Source organism: Bacillus sp. I-2 (genome assembly GCF_001974945.1).
Classification (GTDB): domain Bacteria; phylum Bacillota; class Bacilli; order Bacillales; family Bacillaceae; genus Bacillus; species Bacillus safensis.
Genome location: NZ_LZRW01000042.1, coordinates 40,409 through 61,325, shown reverse-complemented (window position 1 = coordinate 61,325; position 20,917 = coordinate 40,409). Strand labels below are relative to the sequence as shown.

The following is a 20,917-nucleotide window of genomic DNA, read 5'->3' as shown; positions in this document are numbered from 1 at the left end:
TTAAACGGGTCTTAGCAAAGGAAGTGCAAAATGACACAAAACCAAATTTCAATTCATGTAAAGTCAGTGATGAAACCAGAGACGGAGCCGGCTGAAACGATCGAATTCCGCACGACTGGAACGTACCAAGAGAAGAATGACAAAACGTATCTCACTTACCATGAAGAACATGAAATGGGTCAAGTAAAAACCGTTGTGAAAATGAGTGAAAAAGAAATTTTTGTGATGAGATCAGGGGCTATTCAAATGAAGCAGCGCTTTCTCATTGGAGAAACGACCGTCACACATTACACGATGCCATTCGGTACACTTCAGTTAGATGTGCACACACATGGTATTGATCTCGATGTGGACAAGGGACTGCTGCACATTACGTACGATATGCTGACAGGAGAAGATCAAAAGCATTTACATACATTATCGATTTCGTATAAGGAGGATTTACGTTCATGAATATCGCAGAACAGGTCAAAGATGCGTTAAAAGAAGAAATCATAGCGGCAGTCGTCAAAGCAGGACTTGCCGATGAAAGCCAGGTGCCAGATGTCCTTTTAGAAGTGCCGAAAGACAAAACTCACGGTGATTACTCGACCAACATGGCGATGCAGCTTGCCCGCATTGCGAAAAAAGCACCTCGTCAAATCGCAGAGGACATCGTCAATGCGTTTGATAAAGGGAAAGCTTCCATTGAAAAACTGGATATCGCAGGTCCAGGGTTCATTAACTTTTATATGAACAATCAGTATTTAACAAAGCTCATTCCAGCTGTCCTTGAGGCAAAAGAAGCTTACGGCGAAACGAATACAGGCGGCGGTCAAAAGGTGCAAGTCGAATTCGTCTCAGCTAACCCAACAGGTGACCTTCACCTTGGACATGCCCGCGGAGCAGCTGTAGGAGATTCCCTTTGCAACATCCTTGATAAAGCAGGGTTCGATGTGAGCCGTGAATACTATATCAACGATGCAGGGAATCAAATCAATAACCTCGCTTTATCTGTAGAAGTACGTTATTTTGAGGCACTCGGTCTTGAAAAAGAAATGCCTGAAGACGGCTACAGAGGAGAAGACATCAAAGGCATCGGACAAAAGCTTGCGGATGAATTTGGTGACCGTTTCGTGCATGAGCCGGAAGAAGAGCGTATGAAGTTCTTCCGTGAATACGGTTTGAAATACGAATTAGAAAAATTACGTGTAGACCTTGAGAATTTCCGTGTGCCATTTGATGTATGGTATTCAGAAACCTCTTTATATGAAAACGGAAAAATCGAACCAGCGCTGGAAACACTTCGCGCTAAAGGCTATGTCTTTGAAGAAGACGGCGCAACATGGCTGCGTTCAACTGATTTTGGTGATGATAAGGACCGTGTGCTGATTAAAAAAGACGGCAGCTTCACTTACCTGCTTCCAGACATCGCATATCATAAAGACAAATTGGACAGAGGCTTTGACCAGCTCATTAACATTTGGGGAGCGGACCATCACGGCTATATTCCTCGGATGAAAGCGGCGATCCAAGCACTTGGATATCCAGCTGACAAACTGGAAGTAGAAATCATTCAGCTTGTGCATCTTTACAAAAACGGCGAAAAGATGAAGATGAGTAAACGTACAGGAAAAGCCGTCACAATGCGTGATCTGATTGAAGAAGTCGGCTTAGATGCGACTCGTTATTTCTTTGCGATGAGAAGTGCGGCGACACATATGGACTTTGACCTAGACTTAGCGATTTCTACGTCTAACGAAAACCCTGTGTACTATGCACAATATGCGCATGCGAGAATTTGCAGCATGCTGCGTCAAGGAGAAGAAAAAGGCTACGAACCTAACCTTGAAAAAGCCGATTTCTCTCACATTCAATCGGAAAAAGAATACGATCTTCTGAAAATCATTGGCAGCTTCCCAGAAGTTGTAGCAGAAGCAGCTGAAAAGCGTATTCCGCACCGCGTGACGAACTATATTTATGACCTTGCATCAGCCCTTCACAGCTTCTACAATGCCGAGAAGGTCATTGACGCAGAAAAAGAAACAAAAACAACAGCACGTCTTTCACTCATGAAAGCAACACAAATCACGCTTGCTAATGCATTAAAACTAATTGGTGTATCGGCACCGGAAAAGATGTAATGAAATGAAAGAAAGCCCCACTCTATTGAATGAGTGGGGCTTTTTCGTATAAAAAACCTGCTATCCTCAAGAGACAGCGGGTTTTGAAAATTATCCAAGCGTATTAATCATGTTAGAAATAGAATCGAATAATTGGCTAAGTACATCAGAAAACATATTTTTGCCTCCTCTCTTTTCTTTTTACATCTACTTAACGAAGGGGATGGAGGGTTGGATCACTTTTTCTAAAAAATTTCAAAAAAGATGGCGGCATAGAAAAAAGCACCGCCTATTTGGGTGCTTTTTGGCCTTTAGTCATGAATGAATGCGCAGCTTCACGTCTCCATTTGTACACGCTAGCTGAACGTTTCCGCCAATCGGGAGGGTGAAGACGGGCTGTGTATGTCCGAGATCGACATCGTAAATCACTGGGATGTGTTTGAGCATTGGGTGCTTATCTAGGATGAATCTTAAATGTTCCTCTGTCATCTTGGATTTCTTCTGAAAGCGTCCGATGATCAACCCTTTGATTGATTGTGCATGCTGTAAGAGGGAGGTAAGGTCTCTGGCGAACATTTCAGGGAACACCAGCTCATCATCCTCGACAAATAAGACCGCATCCTTTACATTCGGCATAAATGATGTCCCTTGCAGTAAGTTCAGTGTACAAAGGTTTCCGCCAAACAAGGTGCCTTCAGCTGTTCCTGCCTGATATATGTTCCATTTCGTCGGATGAAACTGCCTGTTCGCTTGATCGAGATACCACGCATCATCACTCCATTTTGTTGAAGGAATCACATCAAACGGTTCGCCTCCGTTCATCAAGCAAGCTTGAAACATAGCGGTCTGCTCCTCCTGTCCCTGCTCCATTTGAAAGCTTGAGAAATGGGGGCCAGAATATGTTACCATATCACATTTCGCTGTAATGGCGCTTGCAAGTGCTGTAATGTCACTATAGCCGCAAAGGACTTTAGGATGCTGACGGACCAAGTCGTAATCAATATAAGGCAAAAGCTCATTGGAGTTGAAGCCTCCGATGGCTGTCAAAATACCATCGACCTCATCATCTGTGAAAGCCTCATGCAGATCAGACAAGCGGTGTTCAATAGACGATGAGGAATGAAGGTCACATTCAAAGACGTGCTGTCCAAAAGAGACAGTGAACCCTAAAGACTCCAGACGTTTTTTCGCTTGAGAAATTCCTTCTTTTGATAAAATGCTGGCACTTCGGCTTGGGGCAATGACACGAATATGGCTGCCTTTTTTTAAAGGTGGGGGTGTATGCATAAACAAATCTTCCTTTCCATCACGTATTTCTCCATTATATCGGATCAAATAGCGCAAGTCTGTAAAGGCTAGGAAAAAGGAATGGGTCGTGCGTTTCATACAAGCTGTGTAAAGGGTATGGAAGAGAAAAAGACAGAATGAGGGCGGAGAATGTGAAAAAGAGAAGACTGGAATTTTTATTTTTATATTTTATGATCTTCGGGGCATATGTGGTGTATTGGTGGACTGTGCCGGCGTGGAGCGTTCAGCTGTACGCAGCGATTTATATCGCCATTATTTTATTTAGTATCATCTCACTCATGCTGGAGAACCGTACATCACAGCACACGCTGTTATGGATATATGTGCTGATTTTTTTCCCGATCATTGGCTATATGTTCTATCTGTTCTCAGGGCAGCTCTATGTAAAGGGTCATTTATTCAAATCAAAGAGAATGTATAACCGCGAGAAATTACGCAGAATCTCTGAGCTTGAGAGTAAGCCGAATGAGTCACGTTTAACCGATAATCAGCGTGCTTTTTTTCATTACACAGAAAAAGCAACAGGCATGCATGTGAATACAAATAGTGATATGGAGATTTTAAAGAATGGGGAGGAGACGTTCCCCAGAATTTTTGAAGAGTTAAAAAAGGCAAAATCGTTCATTCATATTGAATATTACATGTTCAAATCTGATTTCCTTGGTCACCGGATGATGGAGATTTTGATTGAAAAAGTGAAAGAAGGGGTAGAGGTCCGCTTCATATATGATGCGGCAGGCAGCATCCGCTTCTCCCGAAAAGATATTAAACGCTTGAAGCTGGCAGGGGTCAAGGTCGCTCCTTTTCTGCCTTTAAAATATGGATTCTTTAATCAAAAATTTAATTTTCGAAATCACCGGAAAATCGTCATTATTGATGGAGAGACAGGGTTTGTCGGCGGGTTAAATGTCGGTAAGGAATACGTAGGACGGGATGAAAAGATCGGCTTTTGGCGTGATACGCATGCCATGTTAAAGGGTGAGGCTGTTCAGACCCTTCACTCCGTTTTTATGCTGGACTGGGAGTATGTATCAGATGAAGTATTAATTGATGATCCGAGGTATCATACGCCGCATTCTGTGACAGGCGAGGATGTCATTCAGGTTGTACCAACTGGACCTGATATGAAAGAAAGTATGAGTGATTTATATGATGCCCTCATTTCTAATGCGAAACAATTTGTCTGGATTGCCACACCTTACTTTGTACCAAACGAATCGATTCGCACTGCGCTCAAAATCGCTGCCACAAGAGGGGTGGATGTGCGGGTGATGGTACCGGAGATCAATGACGGATTTCTCACGCAATATGCCACACGATCCTATTTTTCTGAGCTTCTAAAAGAGGGCATCAAGGTGTATCACTATCAAAAAGGGTTTATGCATCAAAAGGTGATGATCGCAGATGGAGAACTCGCCTCTGTCGGCACCGCGAATGTCGATATGAGAAGCTTTCAGCTCAATTTTGAAGTCAATGTCTTTACAGCCGCCAAAAAGCCAATTGAGCAATTGATGGCCCACTATGAGGAAGATATGAAAGAATGTGAGCAAATGGGTCCTGTACATTTTTATAAAAGAGGCTTAAAAGAGCGGTTGAAGGAATCATTTGCCCGGTTGTTTTCTGGCGTATTATGAGGATTTCCAGTCAAAGAAATCATTTCCTGATCTAGTATTTTGAAGAGGATTCCTCTATAATTGAAAATGATTATCAATTATAGAGGGAATGAGGTTCTTTTACATATGCTAAAACGCTTTTTCGCCTATTACAGGCCCTATCGCGGTCTGTTCTTTTTAGATTTCTTTTGCGCTGTCGCAGTTGGATTGATGGAACTTGGTTTCCCGCTGATCGTGAACTACTTCATTGATACATTATTACCAACAGGGAATTGGACGGTCATTGCCTGGACCGCACTTGCTCTGTTTATCATTTATGCACTCAGCTCGGTTATGCAGTTTATTGTGTCGTACTGGGGGCACATGTTAGGTATCAATATTGAAACAGATATGAGGAAGAAGCTATTTGATCATTTTCAGCGTCTCTCATTTAAGTTCTTTGATAACAACAAAACGGGTAAGCTTATGTCTCGGATGACAAATGACCTCATGTACATTGGTGAGGTGGCTCATCACGGACCTGAGGATTTGTTTATTGCGATTATGACGATTCTTGGCGCCTTTGCTGTCATGCTGATGATTAACTGGCAGCTTGCTATTTTAACCTTTCTGATCATGCCTGTCATCATTTGGCTTGCCCTTCATTTTAATAAGAAGATGACACAGGCGATTACACAGCTGAACAATGACATTGGAGACTTTCATGCAAGGGTTGAAAACAATATTGGCGGCATTCGTCTTGTTCAAGCTTTTGCCAACGAACATTTCGAGAAAAAGCGTTTTGCTGAAAACAACAACCGCTTTCGGAAAGCGAAGCTACTTTCATATAAAATCATGTCGGTGAACGGCTCAATCAGTTACATTCTCACACGTCTTGTGACACTGTTTGTCCTTCTGGCAGGGACATGGTTTGTTCTGCAGGGTCAATTAACGGCAGGTGGATTTATCGCGTTTGTTCTCATTACAAACGTCTTATTCAGACCGATTGATAAAATCAACACAGTGATTGAAATGTATCCTAAAGGAATTGCGGGCTTTAAAAGCTATGTCGATTTACTTGAAACAGAGCCAGATGTGAAGGATACAGAAGGAGCTCGTGATGTATTCGGATTGAAAGGTGAAATTGAATATCGAAACGTGACATTCGGCTACGATGAGCACAGCCATGTGTTAAAAGATATCGATTTGAAGATCAAACAAGGAGAAACCGTTGCGTTTGTCGGGCCTTCAGGAGCCGGGAAATCGACGATTTGCAGCCTGCTGCCACGTTTTTATGATGTGGATGAAGGGGAGATTACAATTGATGGTGTGAGTACAAAATCGATGACCCTGTCTTCTTTAAGACAGCAAATCGGCATTGTGCAGCAGGATGTCTTTTTATTCTCAGGCACCATTCGAGAAAACATTGCGTACGGCAACCTAGAAGCCAGCGATGCAGAGATTTGGGAGGCTGTACGTCGTGCGCATTTAGAGGAACTCGTTCAGCGTTTCCCAGAAGGATTAAATACAGTCATAGGTGAGCGCGGCGTCAAACTGTCGGGAGGTCAAAAGCAGCGTCTGTCGATTGCGCGGATGTTCCTAAAAAATCCTTCGATTCTTATTTTAGATGAAGCCACATCAGCACTTGATACAGAAACAGAAAAAGCTATACAGGATGCACTGAGCGAACTGGCTGTCGGCAGGACAACACTCGTCATTGCCCACCGCCTGGCAACAATTAAGCACGCCGACCGTATCATCGTCGTGACAGAGGAAGGCATCCAAGAACAAGGCCGCCACCAAGACCTCATTCAAATGGGCGGCGTGTACAGCAGACTGCATGAAGCGCAGTTTGGTCATTAAAGAGAAAGCCCTTTTGATAAAGGGCTTTTTTTGTTAGGATAGAAAAAACGTTTGTAGGAAGGATCTGATGGAATGAAGGGGCTTCGGCGATTACAAAAGGGCGATAAGATTGGTATTTTTTCACCTTCCAGTCCTGCATCAGCGACCTCGCCTCTAAGGTATGAGCGGGCGAAGAAGTGGCTTGAGCAAAAAGGATTCATTGTGGTTCCAGGATCATTAACAGGGAAAGAGGATCACTACCGTTCAGGTACAATTCAAGAACGAGCAGATGAGCTGAATGAGCTGATGGCTAGAAAGGACTTGGCGTGCATCATGTCAATGATTGGCGGGACGAATTCAAATAGTTTGCTGCCTTATCTTGATTTTGACCTGCTGAAACAACATCCGAAAATCATGATCGGTTATTCAGATGCGACAGCAATTCTTTTAGCGGCATACGAAAAAACGGGACTGCCTGTTTTCTACGGGCCGGCGCTTGTTCCTTCTTTTGGCGAGTTTGAACCATTTGTCGATTATACATATCAGTCATTTGAGGACATCCTGATGTCCCAACAAACCATTCCTTATCAGATTGAAAAACCGCCTTTTTGGACAGATGAACGAATTAATTGGGAAGAAAAGACGCTTGACAAAAAGCAGCGTCCGAATGATTGGCTGTGCGTCATAGAGGGACAGGCAGAAGGCAGATTGATCGGCGGGAACTTGAATGCGATGTATGGCATATGGGGAAGTGAGTTCATGCCAGCCGTGAAAAACGGAGACATCCTTCTCATTGAAGATTGTATGAAAACCGCGTCGGTTGTAGAAAAGAACTTCTCTTTATTGAAAGTAAATGGAGTGTTTGAACGGGTATCAGGGATTCTTTTAGGAAAACATGAGCTGTTTGATGATGAAGGAACGGGCAAAGAACCTTACGAGATTTTACTTGAGGTGCTCGGAGAGACAAAAAGACCGCTCATCGCTGATTTTGACTGTGCCCATACGCACCCAATGCTTACGATGCCAATTGGGGCACAAGTGAAAATGGATGCATCCTCCAAACAAGTTTGGTTAACAAAAGAGTGGATATAGCAAAAGAGCAGCCCGCGGCTGCTCTCCCAGCATGTAGACAAACCCTCGCATTCTGTGTCAGGCCTGCGTGCCGGTGCTCACGAATGTCAAATTCGCTCCGCGCCGGTACTCGTCCTTCCTAGGCTGCAAAGGTTTTCTATCACGCTGAAAAGAAGACAAAGGGCTAAAATCAACATCATTTTAGCCCTTTGTCAATCAATTTGAAAGAGCAGCCCGAGGCTGCTCTTCTTTATGAAACCGTCTCTTTTTCAAACGGCTGAAGGAGATCTTGCGCTTTTTTCCCCTCTACGACAATTAAGTAATCAGATTCTAAATGAGTGAGCCTGAAGGTTTCAAGCTCTACGATGTTCTTAATGTTGCACATTGTTTTTTTAGAATACACATATATACGATGCTGAGCCTGCTGGCACTTTTCATAAAGAGAAATAAGCTTATGTAAATTCAACGCTTTTGCAGCGATTCGGATTGAATAAATTTGAGACATCTTCATATCCTCCTGTTAATTACTTTCTCACAATAGCTTTGTTACCCTGATTTGCACAAAGGTAAACCTTTCTCTATGATTTCCACTCAATGGTTCCTCCGCCCGTCCGCCGATTGCCCCTTATCGCAGACAGTTCTTCGACTAGACGGAGCAGAGCCTGATCCTTTAATTTTGCTTCAATCATGAAATCTACATCACGACCATACGGTTTTAATGTTTGAAAAAGCGGTAAGACAAAGTTCATATCTACTCCATCTGCATGACTGCGTATAGCTTTTTCTGATTTAGGTGAAGACAAATGGATTTTGGGCGGAATGCCAGTGTTTGTCCAAGTGTTGAACATTCTTGGCAGGATGTCATCGAGTGCATCATCATCATCTTTATTTGCCACGTGATGATGGTAATCAAAAACAAACGGAATGTCATGCTTTTCACATACACCAAGCGTTTCGAGCGACGTATATGTTTTGTCATCGTTCTCAAGTGTCATTCTCGCCTTGATATGAGCCGGAAGCTGTTTGATATTTTCATCAAAGCGTTGAAGAGCCGATTCTTTATCGCCGTACGCCCCGCCTACATGAATGTTCATGTAGCCTTCCTTTTCGAGCTTCATCGCCTCAAGCATCTGATAATGGTACGTCATATCGATGACGGCATTTTCAGTTATCGAAGGTTTTGGACTAGTAAACAAGGTAAATTGATTGGGGTGAAAGCTGACCCGTAAGCCGTGCCGTTTCACCAGCTTGCCGATCTCAAGAAATTCTTTGCGAAAAGGTGTCACAAAGTCCCAGCGCACCTCGGGATGGGTCGCGAGCGGGACGATCGAGCTTGAAAAACGGTAAAGCGGGATATCATGAGCAATGGCGAAATAAAGCGTTCTTAATGTATTCACGAGATTGGCTTTTGTTGTTCGCAATAAAGCCTCGTTTCTTTCTTCCTTAGCGAGCTTGCTGTATCTAGCAAAGGTCAGCGACTTGGCAGGAGAAGCTTCCCACAAGGTGACGGCATTGGATACATAACCAAATCGATAACGCATAGGTCATCTCCTTTATAAAAAATACGAGAACATGGCGGCAACCCACTCAAGCGGCCGTGTGAAAAGCGGGCGCTTTGACAATGTTTCTTCTGTCAGGATTTCAGATACCTCCATATGCTCCCGAATCTTTTCCTCTACGTGTGCAGTAAAGTCGGGATCATCAATGGCCACATCTACTTCTTCGTTTAAAAACAAACTGCGTTTATCAAAATTCGCAGTGCTGATCATACAGCGGCTGCGATCAATCAAAATGGCTTTCGAATGATAAAATCCTTTATAAAAACGATAAACAAGGCATCCAGAGGCAATGAGATCCTTCAAATAATGAAAGCCAGCCTCTTTGACAAGTGGATGATCCGCTTTCATTGGAATGATGATTTCAACTGTGACGCCGCGCTTTCGTGCATCAAGCAGCGCCTTCAGAAGAGGGGAAGATGGAATAAAATAAGGCGTACAGATGATGATCTGTTTCTTCGCCTGTTGAATATCTTTAAGAAATAAAGCTTCTAAAGAAAAGCCAGCAGTCGCGCGTGTTGTGCATTGTAATGTTCCCGGTTCCAATGCAGGGAAAACCTCATATTGCAGCTGATGAATACCAGACGACCGGTACAAATCATTCAGAAATACATGCTGGAGATCTGCGACAACCTGTCCAGTCATCCGCAAATGATAATCCTTCCAAATGCCAAACCGGCCTTTCTTTCCAACATATTCATCGCCTATATTAAATCCGCCAATATAGCCAATTTTCCCATCAATTACCGTGATTTTACGGTGATTTCTCATGTTTAAACGGTAAATCAAAAAAGGAAACCGAGGCTTATTTAAAAAGTAAAATTGAATGCCGCTTCTTTCTAGCATGTCAATCGCCTTTTGATCAAACGGATAGGAGCCCAATCGGTCGGTCAGCAAAAAGACGGAAACTCCTTGCTCAGCTTTGGCTTTCAATGCTTGTAAGACCTTTTGACCAATCTTGTCGTTCTTTACAATAAAGAACATCATATGAATAGAAGAAGAGGCCTGCTGTATATCGGTAAGCAGCTGATCGAAAAATGGTTCGCCATCATGATAAAAGGCAGCATCGCCGCTTGTTTGGTCAAAAGACCGTTCAAATGCGTGAGTAGAAAAATATTTCCTTCCCATATAAAGGTCTAACATCACGAGCAAAACGATGGCAATGAGTACGAGTAGGATGATCAATGCGATCATGAAACTTCCTCCTTTTTTGCATATTTCAATAGTGTACCCAAACGTGTAAAAAATATTGACTGAATACTCATTCATTATTTATGATAGAGGTACAACATGGAAACGGAACAAAGTGGGTTTTGGGGAATGAAAGGGGGAGCAAGATGAATAGCCTTTTAATCATCAACTTGATCGCATTTGCGGCGGTGACCGCTTACGCAGTGTATTTGTTTGTTTATCTCATTCGAACACGAGCGGCGTATATTCGTCTTGGTAAAAAAGAAGAGTTTCAACAAGACATGAAGAAACGCTTAGAGCGTGTTTGGGTCAATGTATTTGGGCAAAAGAAGCTGTTAAAGGACAAGAAGAGCGGCATCATTCATGTGCTGTTTTTCTATGGATTTATCCTCGTACAGTTCGGAGCCCTTGATTTTATTCTGAAGGGGCTTATTCCAGACAGCGGGCTTCCTTTAGGTCCGGTGTACGGCGTCTTTACGTTTTTCCAAGAGGTGGTCACACTTCTCATTTTAGTGGCCGTTGTATGGGCGTTTCATAGAAGATACGTGGAGAAGCTTGTCCGTTTAAAACGAGGCTTCAAATCGGGTCTAGTGCTTTTATTTATTGGCGGCTTAATGCTGACAGTCTTACTTGGGAACGGCATGAACATGATCTGGCATGGACACTCTCTATCACCAACTGAGCCAATCGCTTCTGGTATTGCTTTCTTGCTGGGCGGAATTTCACCTCTTGCGGCTGCGATTGTTTTTTATGCCGCATGGTGGGTGCATCTTCTTATTTTGCTGACATTCTTAGTATATGTTCCGCAGTCAAAGCACGCCCATCTGATTGCAGGGCCTGTGAACGTATTTGTCAGCAGATTAGACCCGCCAGGCAAGCTGCAAAAAATCGATTTTGAAGATGAGTCACAAGAGACCTTCGGTGTGGGAAAAATTGAAGACTTCCGTCAGTCTCAGCTCATCGATCTTTACGCCTGTGTGGAATGCGGGCGCTGCACGAATATGTGCCCGGCAACAGGGACAGGGAAGATGCTGTCTCCGATGGATTTGATATTAAGGTTAAGAGATCATTTAACCAATAAAGGGGCCGCTATTACATCAAAGACACCTTGGGTCCCGCAGCTTGCCTTCAAGCAGACAACAGGAAACCAGCTGGCACTGCAGGCGAGAGGAGCAGGTGCGGAAGAGTCGGCTGCCAGCTCTATATATCATCCTTCTCTTATTGGAGAGGTCATTACAGAAGAAGAAATCTGGGCATGTACGACGTGCCGAAACTGTGAAGACCAATGCCCTGTCATGAATGAACACGTTGATAAGATTATTGATATGCGCAGATATCTTGTCTTGACTGAAGGAAAAATGGACGCAGATGCACAGCGTGCCATGACAAGCATTGAGCGCCAAGGGAACCCGTGGGGACTGAACCGAAAAGAAAGAGAAAATTGGCGTGAACTGAGAGAAGATGTGCATGTGCCGACAGTGAAAGAGCTGAAAAAAGCAGAGCAAACCTTTGATTATTTATTCTGGGTTGGTTCAATGGGGGCCTATGACAATCGTAGCCAAAAGATTGCGCTTGCCTTTGCAAAGCTCCTCAATGAAGCTGGGGTCTCCTTTGCCATCCTAGGCAATAAAGAGAAGAACTCAGGTGATACACCAAGAAGACTCGGAAACGAATTTTTATTCCAAGAGCTTGCTGCAAAAAACATTGAAGAATTCCAGAAAAACGGCGTTACAAAGATCGTCACGATTGATCCACACGCCTATAACTTATTTAAAAATGAATATCCAGACTTCGGACTTGAGGCAGAAGTGTATCATCATACAGAATTACTGGCAGAGTTAGTGAAAGAAGGGAAAATAACACCTGTACATGAAGTGAACGAAGTGATTACTTTCCACGACTCTTGTTACTTAGGCAGATATAACGAAGTGTACGACCCGCCAAGAGACATTTTAAAAGCCATTCCTGGTGTGACGCTGAAAGAAATGGAGCGCAACCGTGAAACTGGTATGTGCTGCGGTGCAGGCGGGGGCTTAATGTGGATGGAAGAAGAGACGGGTACCCGGATTAACACTGCACGAACGGAGCAGGCGTTACAGGTCCAGCCGTCCATCATCAGCTCAGGGTGTCCTTATTGCTTAACGATGCTGGGAGATGGGACGAAGGCGAAGGAAGTAGAGGAGCAGGTAGGCACATTTGATGTCGCCGAACTTCTTGAAAAATCAGTGTTTGGTGAGCCTGGAAAGCAGGTGTCGTAAACATGACTGGCCGATGAATAGGATGTTCATCGGCTTATCCATGGCGCTGTTTCATCAGCTGCCTAAATCATATGTAAGCGGTAACAAACGGGGAGGGGCATACATGAGTTCGACGGTCATTGTATCTGGAGCAAGAACACCATTTGGAAAACTAGGCGGTGCTCTCAGTGGTTTGACTGCCGCAGAACTAGGCGGTATAGCGATCAAGGCTGCACTGGAAAGAGTTTCGGGTTCTCATGAAATAGATGAGGTCATTATGGGATGTGTGTTACAAGGAGGGCAAGGGCAGATTGCTTCAAGGCAAGCAGCAAGATATGCTGATCTTCCTTGGTCTGTTCCAACACAAACCATCAATAAAGTCTGTGCATCCGGAATGCGCAGTGTGACTGCAGCAGATCAAATCATTCGAGCCGGAGATGCTGAGGTCATCGCAGCGGGCGGTATGGAATCTATGTCTCACGCTCCTTATGTGCTAAAAAAAGCGCGATGGGGCTACAAAATGGGAGATGGTGCAGTACAAGATGCGATGATTTTAGATGGGTTAACCTGTTCGTTTACAGGCGTTCATATGGGTGAGTATGGAAGTATGGCTGCAAAGGAGCTCGGCATCACGCGCGAAGAGCAGGATCTGTGGGCACTCAGAAGTCATGAACGGGCCATCGAAGCGCAAAAAAACGGCTTTTTTGAGCATGAAATCACCCCCGTCACCGTCAAAATAAAAACGGGAGAACGGCTGATCACAGAAGATGAGTCTCCGCGGCGTGATACGTCATATGAACGGCTGTCAAAGCTCATGCCTGTTTTTGATCAGAAGGGTACCATCACCGCTGGAAATGCACCAGGTGTCAATGATGGTGCAAGTGCGCTCCTTTTAATGAAAGACACGTATGCTGCACGGCATGACGTAAAGCCAATGGCAGTCGTTCTCGGTCATGCTCAGGTTGCTGTAGAGGCGAAGGATTTTCCGAAAACACCAGCCTTTGCTATCGAGAAGCTTTTAAAGAAAACAGGAAAGCGCCTAGAGGATATTGATTTGTTTGAAATCAATGAGGCCTTTTCAGCTGTGGCTTTGGCATGTGAAAAAATAACCGGGATCGACCGGCGGAAAATGAATATCAACGGGGGGGCTGTCGCACTCGGTCATCCGATTGGGGCAAGCGGAACACGCGTGATATTGACATTGATTCATGCATTAAGACAAAGAGGTGGAGGCATTGGCATTGCGGCGATTTGCAGCGGAGGCGGTCAAGGAGATGCCATCATGATAAAGGTAGATGAAAAGGGAGGCGTTTATTGATGAGTATAGAAGAGACCGTTATGGTCGTTGGGGCTGGTCAAATGGGATCAGGCATTGCCCAAGTGTTTGCTCAGTCAGGCTATACAGTCCTGCTCCATGATGTATCAGAAAAGCAGATTCATCGAGCGATTTCCTCCATGACCAAACAACTGACGAAGCGGGCAGAAAAAGGAAAGCTGGCACATCAGGCAGTCCGAGATATCACGCAGCGGCTTGCCGTTTCCACAGATTTAAAAGACGTCAAGCAGGCTCATTTAGTCATAGAAGCCGCATCAGAACAAATGAGTGTGAAAAAACAAATCTTTGAAACACTTGATCAATTTGCAGAGGCTGAGGCCATATTTGCGACAAACACGTCTTCCTTGTCGATCACAGAATTAGCAGCTGTGACGAGCAGACCGGAGAAAGTGATTGGCATGCATTTTATGAATCCGGTTCCTGTCATGAAACTGGTTGAAGTCATTCGAGCGCTGCAAACAAGTGATGACACATATCAAGTTGTTTATGAAACAGCGAAGACATTAAACAAAACCCCAATTGAAGTGGAAGATTTCCCAGGGTTTGTATCAAATCGCATATTGATGCCAATGATCAATGAAGCCATTTACACCTTATATGAAGGCGTAGCAGATGCAGAAAGTATTGATGGCGTGATGACACTTGGGATGAATCATCCAATGGGGCCGCTTCGTCTAGCTGATTTCATCGGACTGGATACATGTTTATTTATTATGAATACCCTTCACGAGGGACTTGGAGACAGCAAATATCGACCTTGTCCTCTTTTGAAAAAATACGTGAATGCAGGCTGGCTGGGCAAAAAGACAAAGAGAGGTTTTTACACATACCACGACCACTTATAGGGGGAGTCAAGATGGATGTTTTGCTTACGGATCAACAGCGTCTCTGGAGAGAACAGACAGCAGAATTTGCACGCCAGCGTATATTCCCTGAAGTAGAAGCCATGGAACAAGGCCGGTTTCCAAAAAACCTTTTAAGTGAAATGGGACGGCAAGGCTATCTTGGGATTCCAATACCAGCTTCGTATCAAGGCTTAGGAGCAGATTTTACAACGTATATCATCGCAATCCATGAATTATCGAAAGTGAGTGCGACCATCGGTGTCATTGTGTCCGTTCATACATCTGTTGTGACGATGCCTATTTTGACTTTTGGAACGAAGGAACAAAAAGAAACTTATGTGCCGCCGCTTGCATCCGGGGAGAAGCTGGGCGCCTTTTGTCTGACTGAACCAAAGGCCGGATCAGATGCCTCCAGTATTCAGTTAAGAGCAGAGCGGATGGGCGGCGATTATGTATTAAATGGGACGAAAATCTTTATCACAAGCGGTGGGGAAGCAGAACTGTATCTTGTTTTCGCAGTGACCAATCCGGCTTCTGCGAGAAAAAATATATCGGCGTTCATTGTCGAGAAAGATACGCCGGGATTTACGATTGGAAAAGATGAGAAAAAGATGGGACTGCACGGTTCAAAAACAGTCACGCTTCATTTTGATGGCGTGCGGATTCCAAAAGATCAGCTACTCGGTGCAGAAGGAGAGGGTTTTCAAATTGCCATGTCCAGCCTAAATGCAGGGAGAATCGGAATTGCGGCTCAAAGCCTTGGCATTGCAGAAGCCGCTTTAACCGAGGCAGTGGTCTATTTAAAGCAGCATCCAGCAGGTCTTGAAACGACCATTCGACTGGGCGATTTGGCGGCGAAGCTTGAGGCGGCCAAACTGCTTGTCTATCAAGCGGCTTCTTTCAAAGAGGCAAATCGACCGGTCACAAAGGAAGCATCAATGGCAAAGCTATTTGCGTCAAAAACGGCGGTGGAGATCAGTACAGAAGCGATCCATTTGCTAGGCATGGATGGTTATACGAATCGCTATCAAGCAGAACGTTACTTTCGTGATGCGAAAATTTGTGAAATCTATGAAGGAACAAGTGAAATTCAAAGGCTGGTCATCTGTAAACAGCTAATATGAAACGAGGTGGCTCACGATGCAGTTCCAATTAAGTGATGAACATGAAATGATTCAAAAAATGGTGAGAGACTTTGCGAAAAATGAAGTGGAGCCAACAGCAGCAGATCGAGACGAAACAGAGACATATGATCCATCTATTTTTCGCAAAATGGCGGAGCTCGGTTTAACAGGTATTCCTTGGCCGGAAGACGTGGGCGGAATCGGCAGTGACTATTTAGCCTACGTCATAGCAGTTGAGGAGCTTTCAAGAGTGTGCGCCTCTACAGGTGTCACCCTGTCCGCTCATACATCTCTTGCTTCATGGCCAATCTATACATTTGGAACAAAGGAACAAAAAGAGAACTACTTAAAGCCGCTTGCAGAAGGGCAGAAGATAGGAGCATATGCGCTCACTGAGAGCGGTTCTGGTTCAGATGCAGGCGGGATGAAGACAACGGCCGTCAAGGCAGGCAGTGAATATGTCCTGAACGGGGCGAAAATTTTTATTACAAATGGAGGCATTGCAGATTATTATATTGTGTTTGCCGTAACAGACCAAGAAGCTTCGTCTCGAAATACAACTGCTTTTATTGTAGAAAAAGAGACACCTGGTTTTTCCGTTGGCAAAAAGGAAAGCAAACTGGGCATACGTTCTTCGCCAACAACTGAAATTCGATTTGAAGATTGCCGAATTCATGAAAGGAACCGGCTCGGTCAAGAAGGAGAAGGGTTCAAAATAGCCATGATGACACTCGATGGCGGCAGAAACGGCATTGCTGCACAGGCGGTTGGGATTGCGCAAGGCGCTCTTGATGCGGCGGTTGATTATGCCAAGGAGCGTAAACAATTTGGCAAACCAATCATTCAGCAGCAAGGGATCGCCTTTAAGCTGGCTGATATGGCAACAGCGATTGAAGCATCAAGGCTGCTTACTTACCAGGCGGCATGGCTCGAAACAAAAGGCCTCCCGTATGGAAAGGAATCAGCCATGTCCAAGCTCTTTGCCGGTGATACAGCGATGAAGGTGACGACAGAAGCGGTTCAAATCTTCGGCGGGTACGGCTACACAAAGGATTACCCGGTCGAACGATACATGCGTGATGCGAAAATCACTCAAATTTATGAAGGAACTCAGGAAATCCAGCGCCTGGTCATCTCAAGGAAACTGCTAGATATGTAGAAAACAAGCAAAGACCGCCTGAACGTAAGGTGGTCTGTTTTGGTTCGTCATGCAGTTTTCAAATGTAAGCGCATTGTCAATGTTCATCCATATCACCATCGTGTTATGTTAAAATTAGGGAAAATTTCAATAAGGAGGTTATGATGATGAACTCAACAATTATGGGCATTTTGGCAATCGTCACGATGGTGATCTGGATCATGGTGTCCGCGGAGCTTTCGAAATCTCCAAAGAAGCAGGAAGAAAAAGAAAACAGCCGCAGAAAACTAATCGTACTCATGTCTGCTGGAATGTTATTCACGATTCCTATCGTTGTCTCATTCATTCAGAACATCCAATTTTAAAACAGACGAGAAAAAACCGAACGACAAAAAGCATGCCGTACACACTCTAGGTGCTCCCCATGAGAAAAATCAAAAATTAACATCAATAAAGGTGGCATAAACTCCCCTAATTTGTTTATAATGAGAGGTATGGTTTGTCGTAAGAATAAGGTATAAATACTTATTATTTCACTGATAAATGGATACATACATGTAATAGAAAGGGAGTGTCTGACCTTGAGTTTGAAAGAATACTCACAGGAACAGCTCAAACAAATGTCTTTAGTTGAACTTGCTTATGAAATTTTCAGAGACAGCAAAACACCAATTACGTTTTCCGAGTTAATAGATGAAATTATCCGTTTGCAAGGAATACAAAAATCCGATCTTGATGATCGACTTGCTCAATTTTATACAGACTTAAATATAGATGGCCGCTTTATTTCGTTAGGTGATCAGAGATGGGGACTTCGCAGCTGGTATCCAGTTGATCAAATCGAAGAAGAAGTTCAGCCAGCTGTGAAAACAAAAGCGAAAAAGAAAAAATCAAAAGCAGCTGTCGTTGAAGACGACTTCGATGAGATCGAAGAGGAAGAAGAAATCGACGAGCTTGAAGAAGACCTTGATCTTGTTGAAGACGACGATGATCTCGACCTAGACGATGATGAAGAAATTGAAGAAGATCTTGAAGACTTCGACGAAGATGATGATGAAGATGATGACGGCTTAACGGAGATTGATGAAGACGATTTAGACGATGATGAGGAAGACAAATAACCCTCTCAAACCGGTCTTCAAAACAGGACAAAACCGTCTTGACTTTCGAGAGCGAACTATGTAGTATGTATTTTGGGCTCTCTAAAAAAGAGTACGTAAAGATACGTTCATTTACGCTCCCTTTCATTTATTTGAAAGGGAGCTTTCTTATTTTTCAAGAGATTTAGGGATACACTCTAAAAAGGATGAAGCTGTGCATGTGTAGACATGCAAGGGTAAAAAAGAGAGGAGCATACGAAATGACAAAGTATATTTTTGTAACAGGAGGAGTTGTTTCCTCACTTGGAAAAGGAATCACGGCTGCATCGTTAGGCCGCCTTCTGAAAAATAGAGGGATGGATGTCACCATTCAAAAATTCGATCCATACATCAACGTAGACCCAGGGACAATGAGTCCATACCAGCACGGTGAGGTTTTTGTCACAGATGATGGCGCTGAAACAGACCTTGACTTAGGTCACTACGAGCGTTTCATTGATATTAACTTAAATAAGTACAGCAACGTCACAACTGGTAAAATCTACTCTACTGTTCTGAAGAAAGAGCGCCGCGGTGATTACTTAGGTGGAACAGTACAGGTCATTCCCCACATTACGAATGAAATCAAAGACCGCGTGTACCGTGCCGGAAAAGAAACGGGTGCAGATGTGGTCATTACAGAAATCGGCGGAACAGTAGGAGATATCGAATCCCTTCCATTCCTTGAAGCCATTCGTCAAATGAAGAGTGACATCGGCCGTGAAAACGTGATGTACATTCATTGTACCCTTGTTCCTTACATCCGTGCAGCGGGTGAATTGAAAACAAAACCAACACAGCATAGTGTAAAAGAACTTCGCAGTCTTGGTATTCAGCCAAACGTCATCGTGGTCAGAACGGAAATGCCAATGACGCAAGATATGAAGGACAAAATTGCGCTATTTTGTGATATTGATACAAAAGCTGTTATCGAATGTCAGGATGCAGACACGCTATACTCCATTCCGCTTGATTTACAAAAACAAGGGCTGGACAAGCTAGTATGTGAACATATGAAACTTGACTGCCAAGATGCGGACATGACGGAGTGGACAGCGCTTGTTGATAAAGTGCAAAACCTTTCGAAACAAGTCACAATTGGTCTTGTAGGGAAGTATGTTGAGTTGCAAGATGCTTATATTTCTGTCGTTGAATCACTTCGTCATGCTGGTTATGCGTTTGATGCAGATGTTCAAATTAAATGGATCAATGCAGAAGAAGTGACAGCAGAGAATATCGCTGATTTCGTACAAGATGTGGACGGCATTATTGTTCCTGGAGGCTTCGGAGACCGCGGAGTAGAAGGGAAAATCATTGCTACACAATATGCCCGTGAAAACAAAGTGCCATTCTTCGGAATCTGCTTAGGAATGCAAGTGGCATCTATCGAATACGCGAGAAACGTACTAGGCCTTGAGGGAGCTCATTCAGCGGAAATTGATCCTGAAACAGCATTCCCAATCATTGACCTTCTTCCAGAACAGAAGGATGTAGATGATCTAGGCGGAACACTTCGTCTCGGTCTATACCCTTGTAAATTAAATGAAGACTCAAAAGCATTTGCTGCATACAATGACGAAGTGGTCTACGAACGCCACCGTCATCGCTACGAGTTTAATAACGAATACAGACAGCAAATGGAAGCAGCAGGCTTTGTCTTCTCTGGTACAAGCCCAGATGGACGTCTTGTTGAAATTATCGAGCTGAAGGATCACCCTTGGTTCCTTGCTTCTCAGTTCCACCCAGAATTCGTTTCAAGACCGACAAGACCACAGCCATTATTTAGAGATTTCGTTGGTGCTTCACTTCAAGCATCTGAATCAAAATAAAACAAAAAACTGCCGAGAATATCACTTCTCGGCAGTTTTTTTATTCATATTCCTCCACGATTTCCTTCACAGTAAACGATAGAGCGTGGTAGACGTATAAGCAGGTCATTAAAGCAGGATAACCAAACCTTGTCCCATCTTCAGCAGGCACAAGCGGTTTCTTGAGCTGGAAATCAATGTGGACATCACAATGCTCTTCAATCGTAGACGGCTCCTTTTGTGCCGGCCCTACACCAACAACGGGCGTATCTTGTTCGTGCAGTTCTTGTGCAAGAGATTGAATTTCTGGATCTTCTGGGTCTGAATAAAATAGCAGCACCCTGTCACTTGGATGAAGTAAGCTGCGTTCCTTTTGATCGAGCGGCAGCACCTTCGCACCGGGAAACGGCTCCTTGCTTTCAGATGCCTCTAGGGCGACAGCAGCCAGTTCATTCTTTCCGTGAAAATAAACGGCATGTCCACTGACCACAGCCTGAGCAAGAAGGCGTGCACCGTCCTCAATCGCTTCAGCCTGCTTTTCTCCAATACGTGAAAAAATACCTGATAACTGGGTCGTAAAAATTTTTAACAAGACTCATTTCCTCCTTCGGTCAGATCATTTTATAAT

Annotated in this window: 18 protein-coding genes; 13 read left to right on the top strand and 5 right to left on the bottom strand. The window is 44.0% G+C overall.

Annotation, left to right across the window (positions count from 1 at the left end):
• The first annotated feature begins 30 nt into the window (after window positions 1-30).
• A complete protein-coding gene (locus tag BAE31_RS11500; RefSeq protein ID WP_003215400.1) occupies window positions 31-453 on the top strand; it encodes a YwiB family protein in 423 nt (140 codons plus the stop codon).
• Window positions 450-2,123, top strand: a complete 1,674-nt coding sequence (gene argS / locus BAE31_RS11495; protein WP_076840488.1) for an arginine--tRNA ligase — start codon at window positions 450-452, stop codon at window positions 2,121-2,123. Before BAE31_RS11500 ends, argS begins: the two co-directional genes overlap by 4 nt.
• A 294-nt stretch (window positions 2,124-2,417) precedes the next feature.
• On the opposite strand, the gene BAE31_RS11490 is transcribed toward argS, so the two are convergent.
• The gene (locus tag BAE31_RS11490; RefSeq protein WP_076840487.1) at window positions 2,418-3,389 is read right to left on the bottom strand and encodes a S66 family peptidase; all 972 of its coding nucleotides are present in this window, start codon (window positions 3,387-3,389) and stop codon (window positions 2,418-2,420) included.
• Between the two features lie 137 nt (window positions 3,390-3,526).
• Here BAE31_RS11490 and cls (BAE31_RS11485) point away from each other — a divergent pair, with 137 nt between their 5' ends.
• The 3 genes from cls (BAE31_RS11485) to BAE31_RS11475 all read left to right on the top strand — a co-directional run bounded on the left by cls (BAE31_RS11485) (window position 3,527) and on the right by BAE31_RS11475 (window position 7,936).
• Window positions 3,527-5,044, top strand: a complete 1,518-nt coding sequence (gene cls / locus BAE31_RS11485) for a cardiolipin synthase (RefSeq protein ID WP_256928144.1) — start codon at window positions 3,527-3,529, stop codon at window positions 5,042-5,044.
• Between the two features lie 105 nt (window positions 5,045-5,149).
• The gene (locus BAE31_RS11480) at window positions 5,150-6,865 is read left to right on the top strand and encodes an ABC transporter ATP-binding protein (protein ID WP_041088614.1); all 1,716 of its coding nucleotides are present in this window, start codon (window positions 5,150-5,152) and stop codon (window positions 6,863-6,865) included.
• A gap of 72 nt (window positions 6,866-6,937) precedes the next feature.
• Window positions 6,938-7,936 carry a S66 family peptidase gene (locus BAE31_RS11475; RefSeq protein ID WP_076840486.1) on the top strand — a complete coding sequence of 333 codons (999 nt, stop codon included), beginning with the start codon at window positions 6,938-6,940 and terminating at the stop codon, window positions 7,934-7,936.
• Between the two features lie 229 nt (window positions 7,937-8,165).
• On the opposite strand, the gene BAE31_RS11470 is transcribed toward BAE31_RS11475, so the two are convergent.
• From BAE31_RS11470 to cls (BAE31_RS11460), 3 genes are all read right to left on the bottom strand, one after another.
• Complete coding sequence (locus tag BAE31_RS11470) at window positions 8,166-8,420, bottom strand: hypothetical protein (RefSeq protein ID WP_041108190.1); 255 nt, start codon at window positions 8,418-8,420, stop codon at window positions 8,166-8,168.
• A 73-nt stretch (window positions 8,421-8,493) separates the two neighbouring features.
• Window positions 8,494-9,456, bottom strand: coding sequence for a UV DNA damage repair endonuclease UvsE (gene uvsE / locus BAE31_RS11465; RefSeq protein ID WP_076840485.1), 963 nt, complete (start codon window positions 9,454-9,456; stop codon window positions 8,494-8,496).
• A 12-nt stretch (window positions 9,457-9,468) separates the two neighbouring features.
• Entirely contained in the window at window positions 9,469-10,665 is a 1,197-nt protein-coding gene (cls, locus tag BAE31_RS11460; protein WP_076840484.1) for a cardiolipin synthase, read from the bottom strand.
• A 143-nt stretch (window positions 10,666-10,808) separates the two neighbouring features.
• Here cls (BAE31_RS11460) and BAE31_RS11455 point away from each other — a divergent pair, with 143 nt between their 5' ends.
• The 8 genes from BAE31_RS11455 to pyrG all read left to right on the top strand — a co-directional run bounded on the left by BAE31_RS11455 (window position 10,809) and on the right by pyrG (window position 20,310).
• Window positions 10,809-12,920 carry a heterodisulfide reductase-related iron-sulfur binding cluster gene (locus BAE31_RS11455; RefSeq protein WP_076840483.1) on the top strand — a complete coding sequence of 704 codons (2,112 nt, stop codon included), beginning with the start codon at window positions 10,809-10,811 and terminating at the stop codon, window positions 12,918-12,920.
• A 103-nt stretch (window positions 12,921-13,023) separates the two neighbouring features.
• On the top strand, window positions 13,024-14,217 hold the full coding sequence (locus tag BAE31_RS11450) for an acetyl-CoA C-acetyltransferase (protein ID WP_076840482.1): 1,194 nt from the start codon (window positions 13,024-13,026) through the stop codon (window positions 14,215-14,217).
• Window positions 14,217-15,080, top strand: a complete 864-nt coding sequence (locus tag BAE31_RS11445; protein ID WP_076840481.1) for a 3-hydroxybutyryl-CoA dehydrogenase — start codon at window positions 14,217-14,219, stop codon at window positions 15,078-15,080. Before BAE31_RS11450 ends, BAE31_RS11445 begins: the two co-directional genes overlap by 1 nt.
• An 11-nt stretch (window positions 15,081-15,091) precedes the next feature.
• On the top strand, window positions 15,092-16,204 hold the full coding sequence (locus BAE31_RS11440) for an acyl-CoA dehydrogenase family protein (protein ID WP_056765553.1): 1,113 nt from the start codon (window positions 15,092-15,094) through the stop codon (window positions 16,202-16,204).
• A gap of 16 nt (window positions 16,205-16,220) precedes the next feature.
• Window positions 16,221-17,363 carry an acyl-CoA dehydrogenase gene (locus BAE31_RS11435; protein ID WP_076840480.1) on the top strand — a complete coding sequence of 381 codons (1,143 nt, stop codon included), beginning with the start codon at window positions 16,221-16,223 and terminating at the stop codon, window positions 17,361-17,363.
• A gap of 146 nt (window positions 17,364-17,509) precedes the next feature.
• Window positions 17,510-17,707 (top strand): hypothetical protein, encoded by a 198-nt coding sequence (locus tag BAE31_RS11430; protein ID WP_080769525.1) that lies wholly within the window; start codon window positions 17,510-17,512, stop codon window positions 17,705-17,707.
• A 216-nt stretch (window positions 17,708-17,923) separates the two neighbouring features.
• A complete protein-coding gene (gene rpoE / locus BAE31_RS11425) occupies window positions 17,924-18,463 on the top strand; it encodes a DNA-directed RNA polymerase subunit delta (protein WP_034281231.1) in 540 nt (179 codons plus the stop codon).
• A 239-nt stretch (window positions 18,464-18,702) separates the two neighbouring features.
• Window positions 18,703-20,310 carry a glutamine hydrolyzing CTP synthase gene (pyrG, locus tag BAE31_RS11420; protein ID WP_024423750.1) on the top strand — a complete coding sequence of 536 codons (1,608 nt, stop codon included), beginning with the start codon at window positions 18,703-18,705 and terminating at the stop codon, window positions 20,308-20,310.
• 40 nt (window positions 20,311-20,350) lie between these two features.
• Here pyrG and BAE31_RS11415 read toward each other — a convergent pair whose 3' ends face one another.
• Window positions 20,351-20,881 (bottom strand): DUF2529 domain-containing protein, encoded by a 531-nt coding sequence (locus tag BAE31_RS11415; RefSeq protein WP_076840479.1) that lies wholly within the window; start codon window positions 20,879-20,881, stop codon window positions 20,351-20,353.
• Window positions 20,882-20,917 lie beyond the last annotated feature (36 nt).